Source organism: Mycobacterium sp. PSTR-4-N, from assembly GCF_022348085.1.
Taxonomy (GTDB): Bacteria; Actinomycetota; Actinomycetes; order Mycobacteriales; family Mycobacteriaceae; genus Mycobacterium.
Window position 1 is genome coordinate 139,135 of sequence record NZ_JAKRFN010000011.1, and the last position, 23,988, is coordinate 163,122.

Here is a 23,988-nt window from a genome sequence, read left to right on the forward strand (position 1 = left end):
GTCTACCGGTACTCGCTCAGTCGCGGCCAGATGCCCAGGGCCACCGCGATCGCCGCCATCACCGACAGCACCGCGGCGCCGACCGTGGCCCCGGAGAGCACCCGGCGCGCGTTGACGATCTCGTTGCGCAGTTGGGCCCGGCTCTGCTCGATGCCGTTGGTCAAGGCCTCGTCGAGTTTGTCGAAGGCGGGCGTCGCATCGTCCTCGCCGATACCGAGGGCGACCTGTGTCGCGGCCTGGTAGTTGCCGACGGCGATGTAGGCGGTGATGCGATCGTCGGCGGCACGCCACCGGTCGAGCAACGCCCCTGCGTCGGCCAGGTTCGTCTTGTCGATGGAGTTGTCCGTGCTCAGATAGCGGGTGAGCTGCTGCTTCATCTGGTCGATGCGCTGGTAGTAGGACTGCTTGCGGACGTTCTCGTCGCCGCGCCGGATCAGCGACAGTGTCTCGTCGGCGCGGGCCTGCTGGGCGGTGATCGCGAGCGTGGTGACGGTCTTGAGGGACTCGGCCGCCGTCTCCTTGGCGCTGCGGCTGTCGGAGGTCGAGATGATCAGCGCCGTCCCCACCCAGATCAGCATGATCAGCACCGCCATCCCGCCGGCCACGAAGCCGATGTTCACCCGGCGGCGTGTGCGTTTGGCCAGCCACCGGTTGGCGAACGCCCCGAACAGCAGCGTGCCGACGACGATCAGGATGACGGGGCCGGGGATGCGGGTCGACGCGGTGGTCTCGGCGTCGACGCGTGCCGAGGTCTGTTCGTAGAGCCGCTGGGCGTCGGGCAGGATCTGCTGCTGCATCAGCGAGGACGCCTCGGACAGATAGGACGACCCGACGGGGTTGCCCGCCCGGTTGTTGGTGCGTGCGGTCTCGACCAGCCCGGTGTAGACGGCCAGCCGGGCGTTGATGCGGCCGAGCAGCTGCACCAGCGGTTCGTCGGTGAGCCCGCTGGATGCCCGCGCGACGGCCACCGAGGCGTCGGTGATGGCCTGCTCGTAGCGTTGCCGCACGGCCCGCGGTTCCGCTCCGGCGATGAATGCGGTGGCGGCGGCGGCGTCGGCGACCGACAGCGTGGTGTAGAGCTGGCCTGCGGCGAAGGCCAGCGGTTCTGTCCGGTTCAGCACCGTGGTGAGCGCCTGCTGGCGGTCGTTGATGGTGGTCGACGTGGCGAAGGCGCTGGCGATGACGAGGGCGGCGAGGATCAGGCCGATGGTCAGGATGCGGCCCGGTGTGGTCCACAGGAACCACCACCGCGGGTGAGCCGTGACCGTCGGTGACCGCGAGGCAAGAGGCTCGGTCGACGGATGCGCCAACTCGACAGTCACGTGTGCGCGGACCTCATCCCGGTCTCGATCTCAACGACGGTGAAGATTCTATCGGTGCCAAATCTCTGAGGGAATTCTAAGAGATTCGGGTCCGGCGCGTGCGTATTCGAGGTCGCGACTCGCCCCCGATGTCATCGGGTTCCTTAAGCTGGACGGGTGCGAGGTGACGGTGACGGGTGGGTGGTATCGGCCGGCGGGACCGCCTACTGGGGCAGGCACGGCGCCGCCGGTCTGCTCCTGCGGGCCCCGCTCTCGGACGGATCGCTGGCGGTGCTGCTGCAGCACCGTGCGCCGTGGAGTCATCAGGGCGGGACGTGGGGACTGCCGGGAGGCGCCCGCGACAGCCACGAGACCGCCGAGCAGGCCGCGATCCGTGAGGCGCACGAAGAAGCGGGTCTGCCCGCCGAGCAGGTGGTGGTCCGTACGACCGTGGTCACGGCCGAGGTGTCCGGATGGACCTACACGACCGTGATCGCCGACGCCGAAGCGGTCCTCGAGACCGTGCCGAACCGGGAGAGCGCCGAGCTGCGCTGGGTGGCCGAGGACGAGGTGGCCGACCTGCCGCTGCACCCCGGGTTCGCAGCCAGCTGGAACCGGCTGCGGGAGGTCGCCGCCGGTATTCCGCCGCTCGTCAACCCGCCGCGCTGAGCGCCGCTTTCAACTGCGCGGCCGCAGCCCGCGGATCGTCGGCGGCGGTGATGGCGCGCACGACGACGATGCGGCGTGCCCCCGCGTCGAGGACCTCGGGCAGCCGGTCGGCGTCGATGCCGCCGATCGCGAACCACGGCTTGTCGGGATTCAGCGCGGCGGTCGCGCGCACCAGGTCGAGCCCGGGCGCCGGCCGGCCGGGCTTGGTCGGTGTCGGCCAGCAGGGGCCCACACAGAAATAGTCGACGGGTTCGTCGAGCGCCGCCCGCACCTGGTCGAGGTCGTGCGTGGAGCGCCCGAGGGTCCCGGAGAAGATGTGCCGGGCCATCGGCAGCGGCAGGTCGTCTTGACCGAGGTGCAGCACGTCGGCGTGCGCCGCGTACGCGACGTCGGCGCGATCGTTGACCGCGACCAGCGCGCCGTGGCGTCGTGCGGCGTCGGCGAGCACCTCCAGGGCCGCGAGTTCGTCGCGGGCTTCCAGCGGACCGAATTGCCGTTCCCCCGGCGATCCCTTGTCGCGCAGCTGGATGATGTCGACCCCGCCGGCCAGTGCGGCGTCGGCGAACTCGGCGAGATCGCCGCGCTCTCGGCGGGCGTCGGTGCACAGGTAGAGGTGGGCGTCACGCACACTGCGAACCGTAGCGTCCGCGCGACGTAGGCTGGACGGCGACAAGACCGTCCACACGGGAGTCCCGGGTACGGGGACTGAGAGTGAGCCCGCCGGCTCTGACCGTCGCACCTGATCCGGGTCATGCCGGCGAAGGGAGTAGCAGCAGTGAACCCGCACCTGAACCGGCTCGCCGTCATCGGCGGCGGCGTCATCGGCCTGGCGATCGCACGCCGCGCCGCCCAGGACGGCTGGCGGGTGCGCGTGCACCGGACCGGCACCCCGGGCGCCTCCTGGGTGGCCGGCGGGATGCTCGCCCCGCACAGTGAGGGCTGGCCCGGCGAGGAGCGGCTGCTCCAGATCGGCCTCACCTCCCTCGCACTCTGGCGCGACGGCTTCCTCGACGGTCTGCCGCCCGAGGTCGTCACCGCGCGGGAGTCCCTCGTCGTCGCGGTCGATCGTGGTGATGCCGCCGACCTGCGCACGGTCGGGGAATGGCTGTCGGCGCAGGGGCACCCCGTCACGCCGACCACCTCCGCTCGTGACATCGAGCCCCTTCTGGCGCAGACGATTCGGCACGGGTTCATCGCCGAAACCGAACTCGCGGTGGACAACCGGGCCGTGGTCGACGGGCTGGCCGCGCACTGCGAACGCCTCGGTGTCGAGTGGGCGACGCCGGTCACTTCCCTTTCCGAGGTGGGCGACGCCGACACGGTCGTGATCGCCAACGGCATCGACGCGCCCACGCTGTGGCCGGGTCTGCCGATCCGGCCGGTCAAGGGCGAGGTGCTGCGGTTGCGCTGGCGGCGCGGTTGTCTGCCGATCCCGTCGCGGGTGGTGCGCGCCCGCGTGCACGGCCGGCAGGTCTACCTGGTTCCCCGCGCCGACGGCGTGGTGGTGGGTGCCACCCAGTACGAGCACGGACGCGACACCGCGCCGACGGTGACCGGTGTGCGGGAACTGCTCGACGACGCCTGCGAGGTGATGCCGGCGCTGGGCGAGTACGAGCTCGCCGAGTGCGCGGCGGGCCTGCGACCGATGACCGAGGACAACGTGCCGATCGTCGAGAGGCTCGACGACCGGACCCTGGTGGCCGCCGGCCACGGTAGATCGGGCTTCCTGCTCGCGCCGTGGACCGCCGACACGATCGCCGCCGAACTGCGTGTGCGGGAAGGAGTCACGACGTGAAGCTGACGGTCAACGACAAAGCGGTGGAGATCGACGGTCAGGTCACCGTCGCTGCGCTGCTGGATCGTTTGGGCTACCCGGAGAAGGGCATTGCGGTGGCCGTGGACTGGGCGGTGATCCCGCGGTCGCAGTGGGACATCGAACTGAGCGAGGGAGCGAAGATCGACGTGGTGACGGCGGTGCAGGGTGGTTGATACGGGAAAGCTGACCATCGCGGGCCGCGAGTTCGGCTCGCGGCTGGTTCTGGGCACCGGCGGGGCGGCCAATCTCGCGGTCCTCGAGGACGCGCTCGTGGCGTCGGGAACGGAGCTGACCACGGTCGCGATGCGCCGGGTCGACGCCGACGGCGGCACGGGAGTGCTCGATCTGCTCACCCGGCTCGGCATCACGCCGTTGCCGAACACCGCGGGCTGTCGCGGCGCCGCCGAGGCGGTGATGACCGCGCAGCTGGCCCGGGAGGCACTGCAGACCGACTGGGTCAAGCTCGAGGTGATCGCCGACGAGCGGACCCTGCTCCCCGATGCCATCGAATTGGTCAGGGCGGCAGAGCAATTGGTCGACGACGGCTTCATCGTGCTGCCCTACACCAACGACGATCCGGTGCTGGCGCGCCGGCTGGAGGACACCGGCTGTGCCGCGGTGATGCCGCTGGGGTCGCCGATCGGGACCGGGCTGGGGATCGCCAACCCGCACCACATCGAGATGATCGTCGACCGCGCCTCGGTCCCGGTGATCCTCGACGCGGGCATCGGGACGGCCAGCGACGCCACGCTGGCCATGGAGTTGGGGTGTGACGCCGTGCTGTTGGCGACGGCGGTCACCCGGGCTGCGGATCCGGCGATGATGGCGTCGGCGATGTCGGCGGCGGTGCAGGCCGGTTACCTGGCGCGGCGCGCCGGCCGCATCCCGAAGCGGTTCTGGGCGCAGGCCTCGAGCCCCGCGCTGTGACAACCACGGCCACGAGGTACGTGGCGCTGGGCTCTTCGATGGCCGCAGGGCCCGGCATCTCGCCCAGGGTGCCCGGCTCGCCGCGCGCCGCCGGCCGCTCGGCACGCAACTACGCGCATCTGGTCGCCGAAGCCCGTGGCTGTGACCTCGCCGACCTCGTCGACGTCACCTATTCGGGAGCGACGACCGAGCACATCCTGACGGAGTCCCAGCGGGGTGCGCCACCGCAGATCGCGGCGCTCGACGGGTCCGAAGCGCTGGTCACGATCACGATCGGCGGCAACGACGTGGGCTACGTGCCGATGCTCTTCGCGGCCGGCCTGCCCCGTGCGACGCGCGCGATTCCGCTGCTGGGCGGCAAGCTCCGGCATCTGCTGAACCCGGCCGAGCGGTACCTCGCGCTCGACGCCGTCGGCGCCGCGCTCGTGGATGTGGGCCGATCGGTGCGACAGCGAGCCCCCGCGGCGACGGTGCTGTTCGTCGACTACCTGACGCTCCTGCCGCCCGCCGGTGACGCCGCCCCGCCTCTGGATGATCAGGACGTGACGCTGGGCCGCCACGTCGCCGGTGAGCTGGAGCGGTTGACCGCCGAGGCCGCCGCAGCCACCGGATGTGGGCTGGTGCGGGCCGGTGCCGCCAGCCGTGAGCATCATGCGTGGTCGGCGGATCCGTGGACCACACGGTTCGGCTGGCCGGTGCCGCGTAGGCCGGCGCCGCTGCATCCGAACGAGGCCGGCATGCGTGCCGTCGCGAACCTCATCGTCGACACCCTGCGTTGACAGTCTGCTGTTGACATGATGTCGAATCTCTCAACACAGTGTTGACCATGTCGACACGATGTTGATAGCTTTACATCATGACCGAATTTGTCGACGTCGTCATCGTCGGAGCCGGGATCTCCGGCATCAGCGCCGCATGGCATCTCCAGCAGAACTGCCCGGACAAGGACTATGTGATCCTGGAGCGCCGGGAAAAGCTCGGCGGTACCTGGGACCTGTTCAAGTACCCCGGTATCCGGTCGGACTCCGACATGTACACCCTCGGCTTCCACTTCAAGCCGTGGGCGACCGACCAGATGATCGCCGACGGCCCGTCGATCTGGAACTACCTCAACGAGGCCGCCACCGAGAACGGCATCGCCGAGCACATCCGTTACGGCCAGCGCGTGACCGCGGCCAACTGGTCCGACGAGCACAGCCGGTGGGAGCTGACCATCGAGCGAGACGGCGAGACGGTCGAACTGCACGCCCAGTTCCTGTGGGCCTGCAGCGGCTATTACAACTACGACCAGGGCTTCTCACCCGAATTCCCCGGCGCCGAGAACTTCACCGGCACGATCGTGCATCCCCAGCACTGGCCGGAGGACCTGGACTACCAGGGCAAGAACGTCGTCGTCATCGGGAGCGGGGCCACCGCGATCACGCTGATCCCCGCCCTCGTCGACAGCGGCGCAGGCCACGTGACGATGCTGCAGCGCACCCCCACCTACATCGGCTCACTGCCCGACAAGGACCCCTTCGCCGCGCGCGCCTACCGGCTGCTACCGGAGAAGGCCGCCTACACCGCGGTGCGCTGGAAGGCCATCCTGCAGGCCACGGCGCAGTACCAGCTGGCCCGCACCCTGCCCAACGTCTTCCGGAAAGCGTTGCGCACCATGGCCGAACGTCGGCTGCCCGATGGCTTCGACTACGACAAGCACTTCGCCCCCGACTACAAGCCGTGGGATCAGCGCGTGTGCCTGGCGCCCAACGGTGATCTGTTCAAGACGATCCGCAAGGGCAAGGCCGACGTGGTCACCGATGTGATCGACCACTTCACCGAAGACGGCATCGCGCTGAAGTCCGGCCAGCAGATCAAGGCCGACATCATCATCACCGCAACGGGATTGAACGTGCAGTTCTTCGGCGGTGCGGAGGTGCTGCGCAACGGAGAACCGCAGGACCTGTCGACGTCGGTGGCCTACAAGGGGCTGATGCTGTCGGGTCTGCCCAACGTGGCGTTCACCTTCGGCTACACCAACGCGTCGTGGACACTGAAGGCCGACCTCACCTCCGAGTACGTCAGCCGGCTACTGCAGTACATGGACAGCCGCGGCTACGACACCGTGGTGCCCCGGGACCCGGGCCCCGACGTCGAGGAACTCCCGTTCGTCGACCTGACGTCGGGCTACATCAAGCGTGCGCTGGACCGGCTGCCGAAATCGGGGTCGAAGGCACCGTGGCGGCTCAAGCAGAACTATCTCGTGGACCTGCGGGTCATCCGCAACGGCAAGATCGACGACGGCACGCTGGAGTTCAGCAAGCAGCGGGCTCTGGCCAGCGCGTAAGTTCCATGGCGTGACCGACGCGCAGCGGCTGACCTTCGAGCTCGACCATCTGAAGGTCAGTGCGCTGGCGTGGGGTCCGGCCGACGGCCGGCTGGTGTTGTGTCTGCACGGCTTCCCCGACAGCGCCTGGGGCTGGCAGAAGTTCGCGCGGCTGCTCGCCGCGCGCGGAATGCGCGTGGTCGCCCCGTTTTCCCGCGGCTACGCGCCGACGGGTCCGGCGCCCGACGGGGACTACAACATCGGGGCGCTGGTGTACGACGCCCTGGCCGTGCACGCCGCGCTCGGCGCGCCCGACGACGCGGTCGTGATCGGCCACGACTGGGGGGCGTTCACGGCGGCCGCGCTCGCCGCCCATCCCGAGTCCCCGTTCGCCGCGCACATCACGATGGCGGTCGCGCCGATCGGCGCGGTCAACCGGGCGCGCGGGGACGTCGCCCGGCAGCTGCAGCAGCTGCCGCGGCAGCTGCGCAAGAGCTGGTACATCATCTTCTTCCAGCTGCCCGGCGCACCTGAACGCGTGCTGCCGCGCGTCATCCGCCGGCTCTGGCGCGATTGGGGGCCCGCCGGTTTCGACACCGGCGCCGAGCTGGACGCCGCGCTGGCCGCGCTGCCCAGCCCTGTGCATCGGCGCGCCGCACTCGGCTACTACCGGGCGCTCGTCCGCCCGGGCGCACCGCAGGCGCGCTACGCCGACCTCCACCGGTACCGCTTCGACCTGCCGCGCGTCCCGATCCTGCACCTGCAGGGCGTGCAGGACGGCGCGATGCTGGTCGACTACGCCGAGGCCATCCGAGACGTGCTGCCCACCGGGAGCACCGTCGTCACGCTTCCGTCGGCCGGTCACTTCCTCCAGATCGAGGAACCGCAGCTGGCAGCTGAGGCAGTGCTGGAGCATCTGGGCGCGCGCTAACGTGGTGCGGGTGATCCACACCCGACTGCGACCGGCGGTCCTGCTCGTCGTCGCACTGCTCGTCGCCGGCGGATGCAGCCGCGACAACCAGCCTGCTCCGTCCCCCACGCCCTCGGTCGACGCGGGCGCGGCAGGGCAGTTCGCCGATTCCCTGGCCCGCAAGGTCACCGTCGACGCGACGATGGCTCACATGCGGGCGCTGCAGGACATCGCCGACGCCAACGGCGGGAACCGGGCGCTGGGCACCGGCGGATACGCAGCCAGCGTGGACTATGTGGCAAAAGCGCTGCGGGACAAGGGGTTCGACGTCGACATCCCGGAGTTCGAGGTCCGGTTGCCGTTTGCCGACGCGCCGAAACTCACCGTCGACGGCGCTGACGTCACCGCCCGGCCGCTCCAGTACACCGCCGGTGCGCCCGGCGCGGGCGTGTCCGGGCCCATCGTGGCGGCCCGCGTCGAGGACACCCCCGGGTGTACGGCGCAGGACTACGACGGGCTGCCGACCCAGGGTGCCGTCGTGGTCGTCGACCGCGGCTCCTGCCCGTTCGGGGAGAAGCAGACCGCCGCTGCCTCCCGCGGCGCCGTCGCGCTGATCGTGGTCAACAACTCCGACGGCGAGATGACCGGCGGGACGCTCGGCGAGGACACCGAGGTCACGATCCCGGTCGTCAGCGTCGCCAAGGCCGAGGGGCCGCGACTGCGCGAGGCAGCCGGCGAGCAGGCCACGATCCGGATGAACGCCGGGGTGCGAACCGAGAAGACCCGCAACGTGATCGCACAGACCAAGACCGGTTCCACCTCAGACGTCGTGGTCGTCGGTGCTCATCTGGACAGCGTGCCCGAAGGCCCCGGGATCAACGACAACGGCTCGGGAACGGCCGCGGTCCTGGAAACGGCTCTGCAACTGGGCAGTTCGCCGCAGGTCGCCAACGCGGTGCGGTTCGCATTCTGGGGCGCCGAGGAAGAGGGCCTGCTCGGTTCCTACAACTACGTCAACTCCCTCGATGTCGACCAGCTCACCGACATCGCGCTCTACCTGAACTTCGACATGCTGGGGTCGCCGAACCCGGGCTACTTCACCTATGACGGTGACCAGTCCGCCGCCCTGGGCAACCAGCCTGTCCCGCGGGTGCCCGAAGGATCGGCCGGAATCGAGCGGTCCCTCGTCGCCTACCTCGACAGTGCCGGAAAGCAGGCCGAGGACACGTCGTTCGACGGCCGCTCCGACTACGACGCCTTCACCCGCGCCGGCGTACCGTCGGGCGGACTCTTCTCGGGGGCGGAGGACAAGATGACCGCCGAGGAGGCCGAGCTCTGGGGTGGAAAGGCCGATCAGCCGTTCGATCCGAACTACCACAAGGCCTCGGACACCTTCGACAAGATCGATCGCACGGCGATGCAGATCAACGGCAGCGGTGTCGGCTACGCCGTGGGGCTCTACGCGCAGGATCAGCGTGGCCGCAACGGCATTCCGGTGCGCGACGACCGCACTCGGCACACCCTGCGCGACTCATGACGCGGTGGCCGCGGGCTGTCGTCGCGCTGGCCGCCCTCCTGACTGCGTGCTCCTCGCAGTCCGCTGCGCCGCCCGCGGATCTGGCCGACGAGATGGCCGAGCGCGTCACCGTCGACGGTGTGCACCGCCACCTGAGCGAGCTGCAGACGATCGCCGACGAGCACGACGGCACCCGTGCCGACGGCACGCCGGGCTATCAGGCGAGTGTCGACTACGTCGCGAAGGCATTGCGGGACAAGGGCTTCGATGTACAGACGCCGGAGTTCCAACGGCTGTCGGGTTCCCGCGGCGGTGCGCCCGCGCTGACCGTCGCCGGACGCAGGTTCCGCGTCGACCAGGCGTCGTTGCTGCTCACCACCGCGCCGGGTGGGGTGAAGGCGCTCACCTGGCGGCCCCGCTCGGCCGCCGGCTGCACCGCCGCCGACTACGCCGGCGTCGCCATCAAGGGGGCCATCGCGGTGGTCGACGACAGCCGATGCTCGGTGGTGGCCAAACACGATGCGGCCGCCGCCGCCGGCGCAGTCGGTGTACTCGTGGTCAGCGAGGCCACCCCGTCCCGACCGGTCGGGGCCCCCGCCGGTCTGTTCACTCCTGGCTACTACCAGCACATGTCGATTCCCGTCGGCATCATCGACCCGGCCGCGGATGCCGCGCTGCGGCGCACCGCCGACCCCGTCACGCTGGTGCTCGACAACAAGCCGGTGATGACGACGTCGCGCAGCGTGATCGCCCAGACGTCGTCGGGTGACCCGGACAACGTCGTGGTCGTCGGTGCCCATCTCGACAGCGTGGCGGGCGGGCCCGGTATCGACGACAACGGCTCGGGCGTCGCAGCGGTGTTGGAGACCGCGCTGCAACTGGGCCCGACACCGAACGCCGACAACGCTGTTCGGTTCGCATTCTGGGGCGGGGGCGAGGTGTCGGCCGACGGCTCCGCGGCGTACCTGCGCGCGATGGAGCCCGACGAACTCGCCGCCATCGCGCTCTATCTGGATCTCGACGTCATCGGGTCCCCGAATGCGGGTTACTTCACCCTCGACGGCGATCAGTCGGCGCAGACAGCGGCGAACGTGCGCCCGCTGCCGGACGGATCTGCGGGCATCGAGCGCACTCTGGCCGCGCGACTCTACGACACGGGTGTGCGGCCGGCCGACATGCCGATGACGAGCGGTACCGACTACGCGCCGTTCGTCGCCGCAGGCGTACCGGTCGGCGGCCTGACCACCGGGACATCGCAGATCAAATCAGAAGTGCAGGCCCGCATCTGGGGTGGTCGCGCCGGTGTCGCGTTCGACCCCGACTATCACCGGCGCGGTGACACCATCGACAACGTCGACCGAAAGGCGTTGGGCGTCATGGCTTCGGCCGCGGCGGCCGCGGTCGGCAGCTATGCGCAGTCGATCGAGGGCGCTAACGGGGTTCCGGCGCGGGATCAGCGGACTCGGCGGACGCCCTAGGGCTCGACCTGTACCCCAGGAGCCGCATCCCGTGATAGATGATCAGCGCGGCGATCGAGCCCAGCGCGATTCCGGTGAACTGCAGATTCCCCGCAGTCCAGGTGAAGTCGGCGATGCCGATGATCAGCGGGATGGCCGCGGTCATCTGGTTGACGGGTAGCGAGAAGTCCACGTGGTTGGTCAGCCAGATCCGCACACCGAGAATGCCGACCAGGCCGTAGAGCACCACGGTCGCGCCGCCCAACACTCCTGCCGGTACCGCGGAGATCGCCGCTCCCACCTTGGGGCACAACGACAGCAGGATCGCCACGCCCGCAGCGACCCAGTACGGCGCCGTCGAGTAGACCCGGGTGGCGGCCATCACGCCGATGTTCTCGGCATAGGTCGTGGTGGCCGAGCCACCGCCGAAGCCGGCGAGAGTGGTCGCCACCCCGTCGGCCGCGAGCGCACGGCCCATCAGCGGATCCATGTCCCGCTGGGTCATCTGACCCACCGACTTGACATGCCCGATGTTCTCGGCGATCAGCGCGACCACGGCCGGCAGGAACAGCGGCAGCACTGACAGCGAGAACGTCGGAGTCTGGAACTGCGGCAACCCGATCCACGGCGCAGCCGCGATGCCCGCGGTGTCGATCTCGCCGAGGATCAGCGCCAGCACGTAGCCCGCCGCGACCGCGAGGAAGATCGCGAGCCGGCCGATCATGCCCCGGAAGAACGCGAGCACTGCGACCAGCAGCACCAGCGTCACGATCCCGAGGACCGGACCCTTCTCGAAGTTCGCCTTGGCCACCGGCGCCAGGTTCAGCCCGATCAGCGCGACTATCGCGCCGGTGACCACCGGTGGCAGGGTCAGGTCGATCCACCGCGTACCCGCGAGGTGCACCACGGCACCGACGACCATCAGCAGCACACCGACGGCGATGATGCCGCCCAGCGCGCTGCCCGCGCCGTCGGAGGCCACTGCCGCGGTGATCGGTGCGATCACCGAGAAGCTCGAGCCCAGATAGCTGGGCAGCCGGTTACCGGTGATCAGCAGGAACAGCACCGTGCCGACACCGGAGAACAGCAGCGTGGTGGCGGGCGGGAACCCGGTCAGGACCGGCACCAGGAACGTCGCGCCGAACATCGCGACGACGTGCTGGGCCCCCAACCCGAGAGTGCGGGGCCAGCTCAGGCGCTCGTCGGGCGCGACCACGAAGGTCGGGTCAGCTCGTGAGTCGACACGCTTCCAGGCGACTGGCATTCCCGAGACTCTAATGACGCCGTAAAGGTTCCGCTCGGGAGCGTCAAAAGACCGTAAAGACAGTGGCGAGGGGTCTGCGGCCAGGCCGATGGTGTGAAAGGCCTGTGAAATCCATGGGCTCGCACTCGTGTGGGAGAAACCCCGTGTCTGTAGTCGTCTTCGCCGCGCTGACGGTGGCGGTCTTCGCCGCGCTCGGCCTGGTGCAGAAGCTGGTCGAGAAGTTATGAGCTACGAGAACGTCGTCGGCCTGGTGCTGGCGATCCTGATCGCGCTCTTCGTGTTCGCCGCCCTGCTGTTTCCCGAGAGGTTCTAGTGAGTGGTACCGCCGCGGGGATCGTCTTCCTCGTCTCGCTCGTCGCCGCCCTGGCGGCCGTTCACGTGCCGCTGGGCGATTACATGTACCGCGTCTACTCGTCCGAGAAGCACCTCGGCGCGGAGCGTGTCGTCTACCGGCTCATCGGTGCCGACCCGAAGTCCGAGCAGACCTGGGGCGCCTACGCGCGAAGTGTGCTCGCCTTCTCAGCGGTCAGCATCCTGTTCCTGTTCACCTTGCAGCTGCTCCAGGGCCGGCTGCCGTTGCACCTCGACGATCCCGCCACGCCGATGACTCCGGCGCTGGCCTGGAACACCGCCGTCAGCTTCGTCACCAACACCAACTGGCAGGCGTACTCCGGCGAATCCACGCAGGGCCATCTGGTGCAGATGGCCGGGCTCGCGGTGCAGAACTTCGTCTCCGCCGCGGTCGGCATGGCCGTCGCGATGGCCTTCGTGCGCGGGCTCGCCCGCCGCAACACCGGTGAACTCGGCAACTTCTGGGTCGACCTGGTGCGCGGCTCGCTGCGGATTCTGCTGCCACTGTCGGTCGTCGCCGCGATCGTGCTGATCGCGGGCGGCGCCATCCAGAACTTCGCGCTGCACGACCAGGTCGTCACCACCGTCGCCGGCGCCCAGCAGACCATCCCGGGCGGACCGGTTGCCAGCCAGGAAGCCATCAAGGAACTCGGCACCAATGGCGGTGGCTTCTACAACGCCAATTCCTCGCATCCATTCGAGAACCCCACCAGCTGGACCAACTGGGTCGAGATCTTCTTGCTGCTGGTGATCGCGTTCTCGCTGCCGCGCACGTTCGGCCGGATGGTCGACAGCCGCAAGCAGGGCTACGCGATCGTGGCCGTGATGGGCGTCATCGCCACCTTCAGCTGGAACCTGACGATGTTCTTCCAGCTGCAGGCCCACGGCACCGTACCCACCGCCGTCGGCGGCGCGATGGAGGGCGTCGAACAACGCTTCGGCGTGGCCGATTCGGCGATCTTCGCCGCGTCCACGACGTTGACGTCCACCGGTGCGGTGGACTCGTTCCACGACTCCTACACCAGCCTCGGCGGAATGATGACGCTGTTCAACATGCAGCTCGGCGAAGTGGCGCCCGGCGGTGTCGGTTCGGGCCTCTACGGCATGCTGATCCTCGCCGTCATCACCGTGTTCATCGCCGGCCTGATGGTCGGGCGCACGCCGGAGTACCTGGGCAAGAAGATCACGCCGCGCGAGATCAAGCTCGCAGCAACGTATTTCCTCATCACGCCGTTGATCGTGCTGACCGGCACCGCCGTCGCGATGGCCATGCCCGGCCAGCGTGCCGGCATGCTGAACGCCGGACCGCACGGACTGTCCGAGGTGCTCTACGCGTTCACCTCGGCGGGCAACAACAACGGCTCGGCGTTCGCCGGCATCAGCGTCAACACCGAGTGGTACAACACCGCCCTCGGCCTGGCGATGGTCTTCGGGCGCTTCCTGCCGATCATCGTCGCCCTCGCACTGGCCGCTTCGTTCGCCCGGCAAGGCAGGACACCGGAGTCGATCGGCACGTTGCCGACCCATCGGCCGCAGTTCGTCGGCATGGTCGTCGGCGTCACCCTGATCCTGGTCGCACTGACCTTCCTGCCCGCGCTCGCGCTCGGGCCCCTCGCTGAAGGAATCCACTGATGTCCGTCACCACGGCCCCTGGCGGCCTGCTCGATCCGGCGATGCTGTGGACGTCGCTGCCCGACGCAGTGAAAAAGCTCGATCCCCGCACGCTGTGGCGCAACCCGGTCATGTTCATCGTCGAGGTCGGCGCGGTATGGACCACGGTGCTCGCCATCGTCGATCCCACCTGGTTCGGCTGGCTGATCGTCGTATGGCTCTGGCTGACGGTGGTTTTCGCAAACCTCGCCGAGGCGGTGGCCGAGGGGCGGGGCAAGGCGCAGGCGGAGTCGCTGCGCAAGACCAAGACCTCGACCATGGCCCGCCGGCTGGTCGACTGGCAGCCGGGTGCCGCGCTGCGGGAGGAACCTGTCGCCGCACCGCTGCTGCAGCAGGGCGACGTCGTCGTCGTGGAAGCCGGTCAGGTGATCCCCGGTGATGGTGACGTGGTGGAAGGCATTGCGTCGGTGGACGAATCGGCCATCACCGGGGAGTCCGCTCCGGTCATCCGGGAATCCGGTGGCGACCGCTCGGCGGTCACCGGTGGCACCACGGTGCTGTCCGACCGCATCGTCGTGCGCATCACGCAGAAGCCGGGCGAGAGCTTCATCGACCGGATGATCTCCCTGGTGGAGGGTGCCAACCGGCAGAAGACACCCAACGAGATCGCGCTGAACATCCTGCTCGCGTCGCTGACCATCATCTTCGTCTTCGCCGTCGCGACCCTGCAGCCGTTGGCCATCTACTCGAAGGCCAACAACCCCGGTGTCCCGGACAGCCTGGCGCTGAACAGCAATGGCGTGACCGGCGTCGTGATGGTGTCGCTGCTCGTCTGTCTGATCCCGACCACGATCGGTGCGCTGCTGTCGGCCATCGGCATCGCCGGCATGGATCGGCTGGTACAGCGCAACGTGCTGGCCATGTCCGGCCGCGCCGTCGAGGCGGCCGGTGACGTCAACACGCTGCTGCTCGACAAGACCGGCACCATCACGCTCGGCAACCGGCAGGCGGCAGCGTTCGTGCCGATCGGCGGGATCGACGAGCAGGAACTCGCCGACGCGGCGCAGCTGTCCAGCCTGGCCGACGAGACACCGGAAGGCCGGTCGATCGTCGTGTTCGCCAAGCAGCAGTACGGCCTGCGCGCCCGCACGCCGGGGGAGCTGACCCACGCCACGTGGATCGAATTCTCCGCCACCACAAGGATGTCCGGCGTCGACCTGAAAGACGGGACCGACGCGCATCAGCTCCGCAAGGGTGCGGCCGGCTCGGTCGCGGCGTGGGTCCGCGAACAGGGCGGCTCGGTGCCCACGCAGCTCGGCGACACCGTCGACGGCATCTCCGCGGCCGGTGGCACGCCGCTGGTCGTCGGCGAGGTCCGCGACGGCACCCCACGCGTGCTCGGCGTCATCCATCTCAAGGACGTCGTGAAGGAGGGCATGCGCGAGCGCTTCGACGAGATGCGTCGCATGGGCATCCGCACGGTCATGATCACCGGCGACAACCCGTTGACCGCCAAAGCGATTGCCGATGAAGCGGGCGTGGACGACTTCCTCGCCGAAGCCACGCCCGAGGACAAGATGGCGCTGATCAAGAAGGAGCAGGCCGGCGGCAAGCTGGTCGCGATGACCGGAGACGGAACCAACGACGCGCCCGCGCTGGCGCAGGCCGACGTCGGCGTCGCGATGAACAGCGGCACGTCAGCGGCCAAAGAGGCCGGCAACATGGTCGATCTCGACTCGGACCCGACGAAGCTGATCGAGATCGTCGAGATCGGCAAACAGCTGCTCATCACCCGCGGTGCACTCACGACGTTCTCCATCGCCAACGACATCGCGAAGTACTTCGCGATCATCCCGGCCTTGTTCGTGGGTCTGTTCCCCGGACTCGACCTGCTCAACATCATGCGGCTGCACAGCCCGCAGTCGGCGATCCTGTCGGCGGTGATCTTCAACGCGCTCGTGATCGTCGCGCTGATTCCGCTGGCCTTGCGCGGCGTGCGCTACACACCGAGTAGCGCATCGAAACTGTTGAGCCGCAACCTGTCCCTGTACGGGCTCGGTGGGATCATCGCGCCGTTCATCGGCATCAAGCTGATCGATCTCGTCGTCCAACTCTTCCCAGGAATGTGACATGACCCTCTCCAACCTCGTACGGCAACACTGGGCGGCCCTCCGCGCGCTGCTCGTCCTGACGGTGGTCCTCGGCCTCGTCTACCCGGTGGTCATCTGGCTGGTAGCCCAGATTCCCGGCCTGTCCGGCAAGGCCGACGGCTCGATCCTCACCGTCGACGGCCGCCAGGTCGGCAGCAGCCTCATCGGCCAGTCGTTCACCGACTCCGACGGAAACCCTCTGCCGCAGTACTTCCAGAGCCGAGCTTCAGCGGCCGGTGACGGTTACGACCCGATGAGCAGTGGCGCCAGCAACCTCGGGCCGGAGAGCATCGTGGACGCCGCCGACACGCCGAGCCTGCTGACCAGGGTGTGCTCGCGCAGCAAGGCCATCGGTGAACTCGACGGCGTCGACGGCTCGCGCCCGTTCTGCACCAGCGGTGGGGTCGGCGCCGTGCTGTCGGTGTTCGGCCCGCGGGACCTGACCGGCACCGTCGTGAACCCGACCCGTGTGGTCAGCGTCAACGAGCGGTGTGGCAGTGTCGACGCTCCGTTCGTCGACACCTACGAGGGCGTGCGCGTCGAGTGCGCAAAGCCCGGGGAGGACTATGCCGCGGGCCAGATCGTGCCGATCCGTGGAGACGCCCCCGCCGACCCGGCGGTGCCCGCCGACGCGGTGACCGCCAGTGGCAGCGGATTGGACCCCCACATCTCGCCGGCCTACGCCGACCTGCAGATCGACCGGGTCGCCCAGGCGCGAGGCGTGTCGGCCGGTCAGATCCGGACTCTGGTCGCCGAGCACACCTCCGGGCGTACGCTCGGTTTCCTCGGTGAGCCGCGGGTCAACGTGCTGGAACTGAATCTGGCCCTCGACGAGCAATATCCCGCCAGGAGCTGATGACAGCGTGCCGGAGTCGTCCACTCCACCCGGCCACAAGCCGAAACGCGGGGAGCTGCGCATCTATCTGGGCGCAGCTCCCGGCGTCGGCAAGACGTTCGCGATGCTGGGCGAAGCCCATAGGCGCCTCGAACGGGGCACCGACCTGGTGGCCGGCGTGGTCGAGACGCACGGCCGCAAGAAGACCGCCGAGTTGCTCGACGGCATCGAGGTCGTCCCGCCCCGCTACGTCGAGTACCGCGGCGGCCGATTCCCCGAACTCGACGTCCCGGCGATCCTCGAGCGCAAACCCCAGGTGGTGCTCGTCGACGAGATGGCGCACACCAACACCCCCGGCAGCAAGAACACCAAGCGCTGGCAGGACATCCAGGAGCTCCTCGACGCCGGGATCACCGTGGTCACCACCGTGAACGTGCAGCACCTGGAGAGCCTCAACGACGTCGTCACCCAGATCACCGGTATCGAACAGCAGGAGAAGGTGCCCGACGAGGTGGTGCGCGCCGCCGACCAGATCGAGCTCGTCGACATCACCCCGGAAGCATTGCGGCGCCGGCTGTCTCACGGCAACGTCTACGCCCCCGAACGCATCGACGCCGCGCTGAGCAACTACTTCCGCCGCGGAAATCTCACGGCCCTGCGGGAGCTCGCGCTGCTGTGGCTGGCCGACCAGGTCGATGCCGCGCTCGCGAAGTACCGCGAAGAGAACGACATCACTGCGACCTGGGAGGCGCGCGAGCGCGTCGTGGTCGCGGTGACCGGCGGTCCGGAGTCGGAGACGTTGGTGCGCAGGGCATCTCGGATCGCCTCGAAATCGAGTGCGGAGCTGATGGTCGTGCACGTGGTGCGCGGCGACGGACTCTCGGGGGTGTCGGCCTCGCACATGGGCAAGGTCCGCGACCTCGTGGCCAGCCTGGGCGCGACGCTGCACACAGTGGTCGGCGACGACGTGCCCGCCGCGCTGCTCGATTTCGCCCGCGAGATGAACGCCACCCAGCTCGTGCTCGGCACTTCCCGACGGTCCCGGTGGGCGCGCATCTTCGACGAGGGCATCGGCGCCACGGTGGTTCAGGACTCCGAGAAGATCGATGTCCACATGGTGACCCACCCGGAGGCGTCGCGGGGGTTCCGGTGGTCGGCGCTCGCACCGAGGAACCGGTACGGCACGTCCTGGCTCGCCGCGCTGATCGTCCCGTCGAGCATCTGTGCGCTGATCGTCGGTGTCCTCGACCCGTTTCTCGAGGTCGGCGGTGAGAGCGCGCTGTTCTTCATCGGGGTGCTGATCGTCGCGCTGCTCGGCGGCATCCTGCCGGCCGCGCTGTCGGCGGCACTGTCGGGCTTGCTGCTGAACTACTTCCTGGTCACCCCCCGCCACACCTTCACGATCGCCCAACCCGACAGCGCCGTCACCGTGGTGGTCATGTTGCTGGTCGCCGTCGCGGTGGCTGCGCTGGTGGACAGTTCGGTCAACCGCCGGCGAGAAGCCCGGCGCGCGTCCCAGGAGGCCGAGCTGTTGGCGCTGTTCGCGGGCTCGGTGCTGCGGGGCGCCGACCTGGACGCGCTGCTGGACAAGGTGCGGGAGACCTACTCGCAGCGGTCGGTCAGTCTGCTGCGCCGGCGCGACGGCGTCGACGAGATCGTCGGCTGTGTCGGTCCGGACCCGTGCGCCGACGTCGAACGTGCGGACACCGCGATCGAGGTCGGTGACGACGAGTTCTGGTTGATGCTCACGGGTGCGACGCTGCCGGCCCGCGATCGACGCGTGCTGACCGCCGTCGCCAAACAGGCCGCCGGCCTGGTCCGGCAGCGCGAGCTGGCCGCAGAGGCGGGCGAGGCCGAATCTATCGCGCGCGCGGACGAATTGCGCCGCTCGCTGCTCTCGGCCGTCAGCCACGACCTGCGCACGCCCCTGGCCGCCGCCAAGGCCGCGGTGTCCAGTCTGCGCAGCACCGACATCGCGTTCTCGGAGGACGACACGGCCGAACTCCTGGCCACCATCGAGGAATCGACCGATCAGCTCACCGCGCTCGTCGGGAATCTGCTCGACTCGTCCCGGCTCGCGGCCGGAGTCGTGCGCCCTCAGCTGAGCCGGGTGTACCTGGAAGAGACCGTCCAGCGGGCGCTGGTCGGTATCAGCCGCGGGGTGACCGGATACGGCCGGGCCGAGCAGCTCGACCGGGTGAAAGTGGATGTGGGACACCAGGTCGTGGTGGCCGATGGCGGGCTGCTCGAACGTGTGCTCGCGAACCTGATCGACAACGCGCTGCGCTACGCGCCCGACGGTCCGGTCCGGATCACCGCCGGCCAGGTGGGCGATCGCGTGCTGATCGCGGTCGCCGACGAAGGACCGGGCATCTCCCGGGGCAGCGAGGAACAGATCTTCGACGCCTTCCAGCGCCTCGGGGACCAGGACAACAGCAGCGGGGTCGGCCTCGGCCTCTCGGTCGCGCGGGGATTCGTCGAGGCGATGGGCGGATCGATCTCCGTCGCGGACACCCCCGGAGGCGGTCTGACCGTCGAGATCGATCTCCCTGCCCCGCAGGAGGAGACACGGTGACCCGCGTACTCGTCGTCGACGACGAGCCCCAGATCCTGCGGGCGCTGCGAATCAACCTGTCGGTACGGGGATATGACGTCAGGACCGCGGCTACCGGAGCCGAAGCGTTGCGCGCCGCCGCCGACTTCCGGCCCGACGTCGTCGTGCTGGACCTCGGCCTGCCCGACATGAGTGGCATCGACGTGCTCGGCGGGCTGCGCGGCTGGCTGTCCGCGCCGGTGATCGTGCTCTCGGCGCGTACGGATTCGTCGGACAAGGTGGCTGCACTCGACGCCGGCGCCGACGACTACGTCACCAAACCCTTCGGCATGGACGAATTCCTGGCCAGGCTGCGGGCTGCTGTCCGCCGTTCCTCGTCGACGGGCCCCGGAAGCGATCCTGTCGTCGAGACATCCTCGTTCACCGTCGATCTGGCCACTAAGGAAGTCACCAAGAACGGTGCGGTGGTACATCTGACACCGACTGAGTGGGGGATTCTGGAACTGCTGGTCCGCAACAGCGGCAAGCTCGTCACCCGTGAGCAGCTCCTGACCGAGGTGTGGGGACCGACGTATGCGAAGTCCAGTCACTATCTTCGGGTCTACCTGGCGCAGCTGCGCCGCAAACTCGAAGACGACCCGGCGCACCCGGTGCACCTGGTCACCGAAGCCGGGATGGGTCACCGCTTCCGGCCCTGAGCCGCTGCACGGCGTAGGTGCCCATGCCGGCGGCCACGACCGCGGCGCCCGCCGCCACCGAGCTCAGGGGCAGGGTGAAAGCCAGTGTGAGACAACCGATCAGGCCGACCGCCGGCACCAGGCGCCGCCCCAGGGTGAACGCCGACGCATTCGCGATCGCGTAGTAGAGCAGGACGCCGAACGACGAGAAGCCGATCGCGCCGCGCACATCGACCAGCGCGGTGACGACCGCGACCACGGCGCCGACCGCCAACTCGGCGCGGTGCGGCGTGCCGTGGCGCGGATGCACCGCGGCGAGCGCGTGCGGCAGGTGCCGGTCGCGGGCCATCGCCAACGTCGTGCGCGACACCCCGAGCATCAGGGCCAGCAGTGCACCCAGCGCGCTGATCGCCGCGGCGACGCTGACGACCGGGGCCAGGGAACCGAAGCCCGCCGACCGGATCGCTTCCGACAGCGGCGCATCCGCGGCGGCCAACCGTTCGCTGCCGAGCTCGGCGAGCACCGCGACGGCCACCACCGCGTACACGACCAGCGTGATGCCCAGCGCGATCATCACCGCCCGCGGAATGGTGCGGGCCGGGTCGCGCACCTCCTCGCCCAAAGTCGCGATCCGGGCGTACCCGGCGAACGCGAAGAACAACAACCCGGCGGCCTGCAGGACGCCGTACGGCGACGGATCGTCACCGGCCAGGCGGCCTGCCTGCGGATCGCCGCCGCTGACGATCAGCACGACGACGAGCACCAGCACCGCCAGCACCGCGGCGACGATCACACGGGTCAGAAGCGCCGACTTCTGCACTCCCGCATAGCCGATCGCGGTCAGTGCCACCACCGAGGCCACCGCCACCGCGGTCGCATGCGCGGGCCACGCGTAGTGGCCCACCGTCAACGCCATGGCGGCGCACGACGCCGTCTTACCGACCACGAAACTCCAGCCGGCCGTGTGCCCCCAGAACGGGCTCAGGCGTTCGCGGCCGTACACGTAGGTGCCGCCGGACTGCGGATGGCGCGCGGCCAGCCACGCCGAGGACAGCGCATTGCAACACGCGACGACCGCGGCGATGGCCAGCCCGATCAGCAGCCCGGTGCCGGCGACGGCCGCGGCGGGTGCGAGCGCGACGAAGATGCCCGCGCCGATCATGGCGCCCAGCCCGAGCACGACGGTGTCGAGAGTGCCGAGCCGTCGCTGCAGCGCGGGCTCGTTACTTCTTGCGGATGACATTCCCGGCCAGATAGGCCAGGTAAACGAGCGCCCCGACCAGCGCGAGCTTGCGCGTCTTGGGCGCGGCAATACCCAGTCCGAGGGCGGTCTCGATGCCGCCGTCGATGAACACGTGAGTGCGGGTGTTGTCGGGGAACGCGGCCTTGGTCATGCCCTCGTAGATCTGCGGGGCGACGAAGTGTGACAGGCCGGTTGCAGCCAAGGCGAGGCCCGCGGTCTTGGCGGCGGGGGAATTCTGTTGCGGCACAGCAGTCCTAACTGATCTGGTAGTCGCTCAAGGGGAATTCCGACGCTTCCCGGATCGCGGTGCGCGTCGACATCGGCCGCAGCAGGCTCGGTTCGCCGTGCGGGTTGAAGTAGTACGAGCGCGAGCTCGCGCAGTTGCCCAGCTTCCAGAGCGAATCGCCCAGCAGCTCGGTCATCCGGTCCAGGTACTCGGCGTTTGCGGTCTCGGTGACCTCGAACGTCGTGGCGCCGCGGCGCTTCAGCTCACCGAACAGCCGGTCCATCAGTCGCATCTGGTATTCCATCGTGTTGAAGAAGTTCAATCCGAGGAACGCGTACGGGCTCGCCAGCGACAGATAGTTCGGGAAGTAGGGCATCGACACGCCCTGGTAGGCCTGGAACCTGTTCTCCCGCCACCACTTTCCGAGGTTGCGACCGTCGCGGCCGATCACTTCGATGGCGGGGAAGTTGGCTTCCCACAGGTCGAACCCGGTGGCCAGCACGAGGGTGTCGATGACGGTCTCGGTGCCGTCGGCGTTGACGATCCCGTCGGCGGTGACATGGTCGATTCCGTCGCTCTGCAGGTGCACATGCGGTTTGGTGAACGTCCGGAAGTAGCTGTTGGAGAACGTCGGCCGCTTGCAGCCGATGTCGTAGTCGGGGGTGAGCCGGCGGCGCAACTCCTTGTCGCGCACCTGGATGAACTGGTTGATCTTGCACAGGTCCATGGCGGAGATGTTCAGCCGGCGGAACAGCGGCACCTTGTAATGCACCACACCGACGTTGATCATCATCTCGTAGATGGTGTCGGTGATCGCCCGGACGATGCGCTGCGCCAACGGGATTCGCGCGAACACCCGCTTGGTGCGCTCGGAGATGTGGAAGTCGAGCTTGGGGGCCACCCAGATCGGGGTGCGCTGGTAGACGGTCAGGTCGGCGGCGGACTTCGCCAGCTCGGGGATCAGCTGCACCGCGGTCGCACCGGTGCCGATCACCGCGACCCGCTGACCGGCCGGGTCGAAGGAGTCGTCCCAGTCGGTGGTGTGCAGCACCCGTCCCTCGAACGTCTCGATGCCGGGGATCTCGGGCAGGCGCGGCTGGGACAGGAACCCCGTCGCGGTGAACAGGTAGCGCGCCGACATCGTCTCTCCGTCGGCCAGCGCCACCTGCCAGCACGCGGCTTCCTCGTCCCACCGGGCTCCCGCGACCACCACGTTGAACCGCATGTGGCGGCGCACGTCGTACTTGTCGGCGACGTCGTCGGCGTACTGCTTGATCTCCGCACCCGTGGAGAACAGCCGCGACCAGTTCGGGTTCGGCTCGAAGAAATACGAGTAGGTGGTGGTCGGGACGTCGACCGCCAGCCCGGGATAGTGGTTGACGTACCAGGTACCGCCCAGGTCGTCTTCCCGGTCGAGGATCACGAAGTTCTCGTAGCCCATCCGCTTGAGTTGGATGGCGGCCCCGATTCCAGCGAATCCGGCCCCTACGATGACCGCGTCGTACTGCACCGAAGTCATGCGCTAGACGGTACTAGAGGTCCCGGCAAACGCCGGATCAGCCCTTGATGGAACCGGCGCGGGGCGGGTTCAGCGTCGCCACGCACGTCACCGCTCGATCGCCGCTCGCCCACGTCTCGGACGTGGGGTACAGCACGTACAGCTGCACACTGTTGTCGGTGATCGAGGCGGGGGAGTAGCTGGCCAGCGCGGGAGCGCACCTCTCGCTGTAGGCCTCGACGGCGGCCTGGCCCGGGAAATCTCCGTCCGGCATGTTCAGCACCGCGAACACCTCGCCCGCGTGGGTCTGCGCGCAGTCGGTGGTCTGCACCCGCATCACCTTGTCCCCGGCGGGGATCTCCGACAGGCAGTCCCCGACCTTGACGTCGGTGGCCGTGACGTTGCCCGAATTGGCCACACCCCACACGATCACGCCACCGACGACCACGAGCAGCAGCACCGCGGCGAGGCCGCCCAGCAACCACCACTTCGCGCGGCTCTTCTTCTGCGGCGGCGGGTACTGGCCGGGATAGCCCTGGTAGGGCATGGGTGGCGGCGGCGGGTACTGCGGATATTGGGGGTACTGCTGGTATTCGCCCGGGCCCTGCGGTGGCGGGCCGTACGGCGGAGGTGGCGGGGGTGGCGGCGGCGGCCCGGGCGGAGTGCTCACCGTGCCGA

Annotated in this window: 22 protein-coding genes and 1 riboswitch; of the genes, 15 read left to right on the top strand and 7 right to left on the bottom strand. The window is 69.0% G+C overall.

Features of this window, described 5'->3' with window-relative positions; all coding sequences use genetic code 11:
• Positions 1–2: 2 nt before the first annotated feature.
• Positions 3–1,322: a protein kinase G-activating protein GlnX gene (glnX, locus tag MHN84_RS16585; RefSeq protein WP_241205617.1), complete on the bottom strand. Its 1,320-nt coding sequence runs from the start codon at positions 1,320–1,322 to the stop codon at positions 3–5.
• Positions 1,323–1,478: 156 nt separating this feature from the next.
• On the opposite strand from glnX, the gene MHN84_RS16590 reads away from it, so the two are divergent.
• The gene (locus MHN84_RS16590; protein ID WP_241205618.1) at positions 1,479–1,970 is read left to right on the top strand and encodes an NUDIX domain-containing protein; all 492 of its coding nucleotides are present in this window, start codon (positions 1,479–1,481) and stop codon (positions 1,968–1,970) included.
• On the opposite strand, the gene thiE is transcribed toward MHN84_RS16590, so the two are convergent.
• On the bottom strand, positions 1,954–2,598 hold the full coding sequence (thiE, locus tag MHN84_RS16595; RefSeq protein WP_241205619.1) for a thiamine phosphate synthase: 645 nt from the start codon (positions 2,596–2,598) through the stop codon (positions 1,954–1,956). The two genes, MHN84_RS16590 and thiE, sit on opposite strands and share 17 nt — an antisense overlap.
• 45 nt (positions 2,599–2,643) lie before the next feature.
• Positions 2,644–2,753: riboswitch (TPP riboswitch) on the top strand.
• Between thiE and thiO the strand changes: the two genes are divergently transcribed.
• From thiO to MHN84_RS16635, 8 genes are all read left to right on the top strand, one after another.
• The gene (gene thiO / locus MHN84_RS16600; protein WP_241205620.1) at positions 2,746–3,765 is read left to right on the top strand and encodes a glycine oxidase ThiO; all 1,020 of its coding nucleotides are present in this window, start codon (positions 2,746–2,748) and stop codon (positions 3,763–3,765) included. It overlaps the preceding riboswitch by 8 nt.
• Positions 3,762–3,959 (top strand): sulfur carrier protein ThiS, encoded by a 198-nt coding sequence (gene thiS / locus MHN84_RS16605; RefSeq protein ID WP_241205621.1) that lies wholly within the window; start codon positions 3,762–3,764, stop codon positions 3,957–3,959. Before thiO ends, thiS begins: the two co-directional genes overlap by 4 nt.
• Entirely contained in the window at positions 3,952–4,713 is a 762-nt protein-coding gene (locus tag MHN84_RS16610; protein ID WP_374238377.1) for a thiazole synthase, read from the top strand. The genes thiS and MHN84_RS16610 overlap by 8 nt, the downstream gene beginning before the upstream one ends.
• Positions 4,710–5,492, top strand: coding sequence for an SGNH/GDSL hydrolase family protein (locus MHN84_RS16615; protein ID WP_308192954.1), 783 nt, complete (start codon positions 4,710–4,712; stop codon positions 5,490–5,492). Before MHN84_RS16610 ends, MHN84_RS16615 begins: the two co-directional genes overlap by 4 nt.
• 77 nt (positions 5,493–5,569) lie before the next feature.
• Positions 5,570–7,039, top strand: coding sequence for an NAD(P)/FAD-dependent oxidoreductase (locus MHN84_RS16620; RefSeq protein ID WP_241205623.1), 1,470 nt, complete (start codon positions 5,570–5,572; stop codon positions 7,037–7,039).
• A gap of 10 nt (positions 7,040–7,049) precedes the next feature.
• Complete coding sequence (locus MHN84_RS16625) at positions 7,050–7,949, top strand: alpha/beta fold hydrolase (protein ID WP_241205624.1); 900 nt, start codon at positions 7,050–7,052, stop codon at positions 7,947–7,949.
• A gap of 1 nt (position 7,950) precedes the next feature.
• Positions 7,951–9,465 (top strand): M28 family metallopeptidase, encoded by a 1,515-nt coding sequence (locus MHN84_RS16630; RefSeq protein ID WP_241205625.1) that lies wholly within the window; start codon positions 7,951–7,953, stop codon positions 9,463–9,465.
• Positions 9,462–10,922, top strand: a complete 1,461-nt coding sequence (locus MHN84_RS16635; RefSeq protein ID WP_241205626.1) for a M28 family peptidase — start codon at positions 9,462–9,464, stop codon at positions 10,920–10,922. The genes MHN84_RS16630 and MHN84_RS16635 overlap by 4 nt, the downstream gene beginning before the upstream one ends.
• Here MHN84_RS16635 and MHN84_RS16640 read toward each other — a convergent pair.
• The gene (locus MHN84_RS16640; protein WP_241205627.1) at positions 10,876–12,165 is read right to left on the bottom strand and encodes a uracil-xanthine permease family protein; all 1,290 of its coding nucleotides are present in this window, start codon (positions 12,163–12,165) and stop codon (positions 10,876–10,878) included. The genes MHN84_RS16635 and MHN84_RS16640 overlap by 47 nt on opposite strands.
• Positions 12,166–12,388: 223 nt before the next feature.
• Between MHN84_RS16640 and MHN84_RS16645 the strand changes: the two genes are divergently transcribed.
• From MHN84_RS16645 to MHN84_RS16670, 6 genes are read left to right on the top strand one after another with little or no spacing between them, the layout of a single operon-like run.
• A complete protein-coding gene (locus tag MHN84_RS16645; RefSeq protein WP_241205628.1) occupies positions 12,389–12,478 on the top strand; it encodes a potassium-transporting ATPase subunit F in 90 nt (29 codons plus the stop codon).
• Complete coding sequence (kdpA, locus tag MHN84_RS16650; protein WP_241205629.1) at positions 12,478–14,148, top strand: potassium-transporting ATPase subunit KdpA; 1,671 nt, start codon at positions 12,478–12,480, stop codon at positions 14,146–14,148. The genes MHN84_RS16645 and kdpA overlap by 1 nt, the downstream gene beginning before the upstream one ends.
• Positions 14,148–16,256 (top strand): potassium-transporting ATPase subunit KdpB, encoded by a 2,109-nt coding sequence (kdpB, locus tag MHN84_RS16655; RefSeq protein ID WP_241205630.1) that lies wholly within the window; start codon positions 14,148–14,150, stop codon positions 16,254–16,256. Before kdpA ends, kdpB begins: the two co-directional genes overlap by 1 nt.
• A gap of 1 nt (position 16,257) precedes the next feature.
• Positions 16,258–17,133, top strand: a complete 876-nt coding sequence (locus MHN84_RS16660) for a potassium-transporting ATPase subunit C (protein WP_241205631.1) — start codon at positions 16,258–16,260, stop codon at positions 17,131–17,133.
• Positions 17,134–17,140: 7 nt separating this feature from the next.
• On the top strand, positions 17,141–19,687 hold the full coding sequence (locus MHN84_RS16665) for a sensor histidine kinase KdpD (protein ID WP_241205632.1): 2,547 nt from the start codon (positions 17,141–17,143) through the stop codon (positions 19,685–19,687).
• Entirely contained in the window at positions 19,684–20,364 is a 681-nt protein-coding gene (locus MHN84_RS16670; protein WP_241205633.1) for a response regulator, read from the top strand. Before MHN84_RS16665 ends, MHN84_RS16670 begins: the two co-directional genes overlap by 4 nt.
• Here MHN84_RS16670 and MHN84_RS16675 read toward each other — a convergent pair.
• From MHN84_RS16675 to MHN84_RS16690, 4 genes are read right to left on the bottom strand one after another with little or no spacing between them, the layout of a single operon-like run.
• Complete coding sequence (locus MHN84_RS16675; protein ID WP_241205634.1) at positions 20,327–21,586, bottom strand: APC family permease; 1,260 nt, start codon at positions 21,584–21,586, stop codon at positions 20,327–20,329. The two genes, MHN84_RS16670 and MHN84_RS16675, sit on opposite strands and share 38 nt — an antisense overlap.
• Positions 21,567–21,833: a hypothetical protein gene (locus tag MHN84_RS16680; RefSeq protein WP_241205635.1), complete on the bottom strand. Its 267-nt coding sequence runs from the start codon at positions 21,831–21,833 to the stop codon at positions 21,567–21,569. The genes MHN84_RS16675 and MHN84_RS16680 overlap by 20 nt, the downstream gene beginning before the upstream one ends.
• Positions 21,834–21,840: 7 nt before the next feature.
• Positions 21,841–23,331, bottom strand: coding sequence for an NAD(P)/FAD-dependent oxidoreductase (locus tag MHN84_RS16685; protein ID WP_241205636.1), 1,491 nt, complete (start codon positions 23,329–23,331; stop codon positions 21,841–21,843).
• A gap of 37 nt (positions 23,332–23,368) precedes the next feature.
• A complete protein-coding gene (locus tag MHN84_RS16690; protein ID WP_241205637.1) occupies positions 23,369–23,980 on the bottom strand; it encodes a septum formation family protein in 612 nt (203 codons plus the stop codon).
• Positions 23,981–23,988 lie beyond the last annotated feature (8 nt).

Excerpts from the sequence above, each read along its gene's own strand:
- MHN84_RS16620 (WP_241205623.1), top strand. The coding sequence starts at position 5,570 with ATGACCGAATTTGTCGACGTCGTCATCGTCGGAGCCGGGATCTCCGGC.
- MHN84_RS16635 (WP_241205626.1), top strand. The coding sequence starts at position 9,462 with ATGACGCGGTGGCCGCGGGCTGTCGTCGCGCTGGCCGCCCTCCTGACT.
- MHN84_RS16640 (WP_241205627.1), bottom strand. The coding sequence starts at position 12,165 with ATGCCAGTCGCCTGGAAGCGTGTCGACTCACGAGCTGACCCGACCTTC.
- MHN84_RS16645 (WP_241205628.1), top strand. The coding sequence starts at position 12,389 with ATGAGCTACGAGAACGTCGTCGGCCTGGTGCTGGCGATCCTGATCGCG.
- kdpB (WP_241205630.1), top strand. The coding sequence starts at position 14,148 with ATGTCCGTCACCACGGCCCCTGGCGGCCTGCTCGATCCGGCGATGCTG.
- MHN84_RS16660 (WP_241205631.1), top strand. The coding sequence starts at position 16,258 with ATGACCCTCTCCAACCTCGTACGGCAACACTGGGCGGCCCTCCGCGCG.
- MHN84_RS16675 (WP_241205634.1), bottom strand. The coding sequence starts at position 21,586 with ATGTCATCCGCAAGAAGTAACGAGCCCGCGCTGCAGCGACGGCTCGGC.
- MHN84_RS16685 (WP_241205636.1), bottom strand. The coding sequence starts at position 23,331 with ATGACTTCGGTGCAGTACGACGCGGTCATCGTAGGGGCCGGATTCGCT.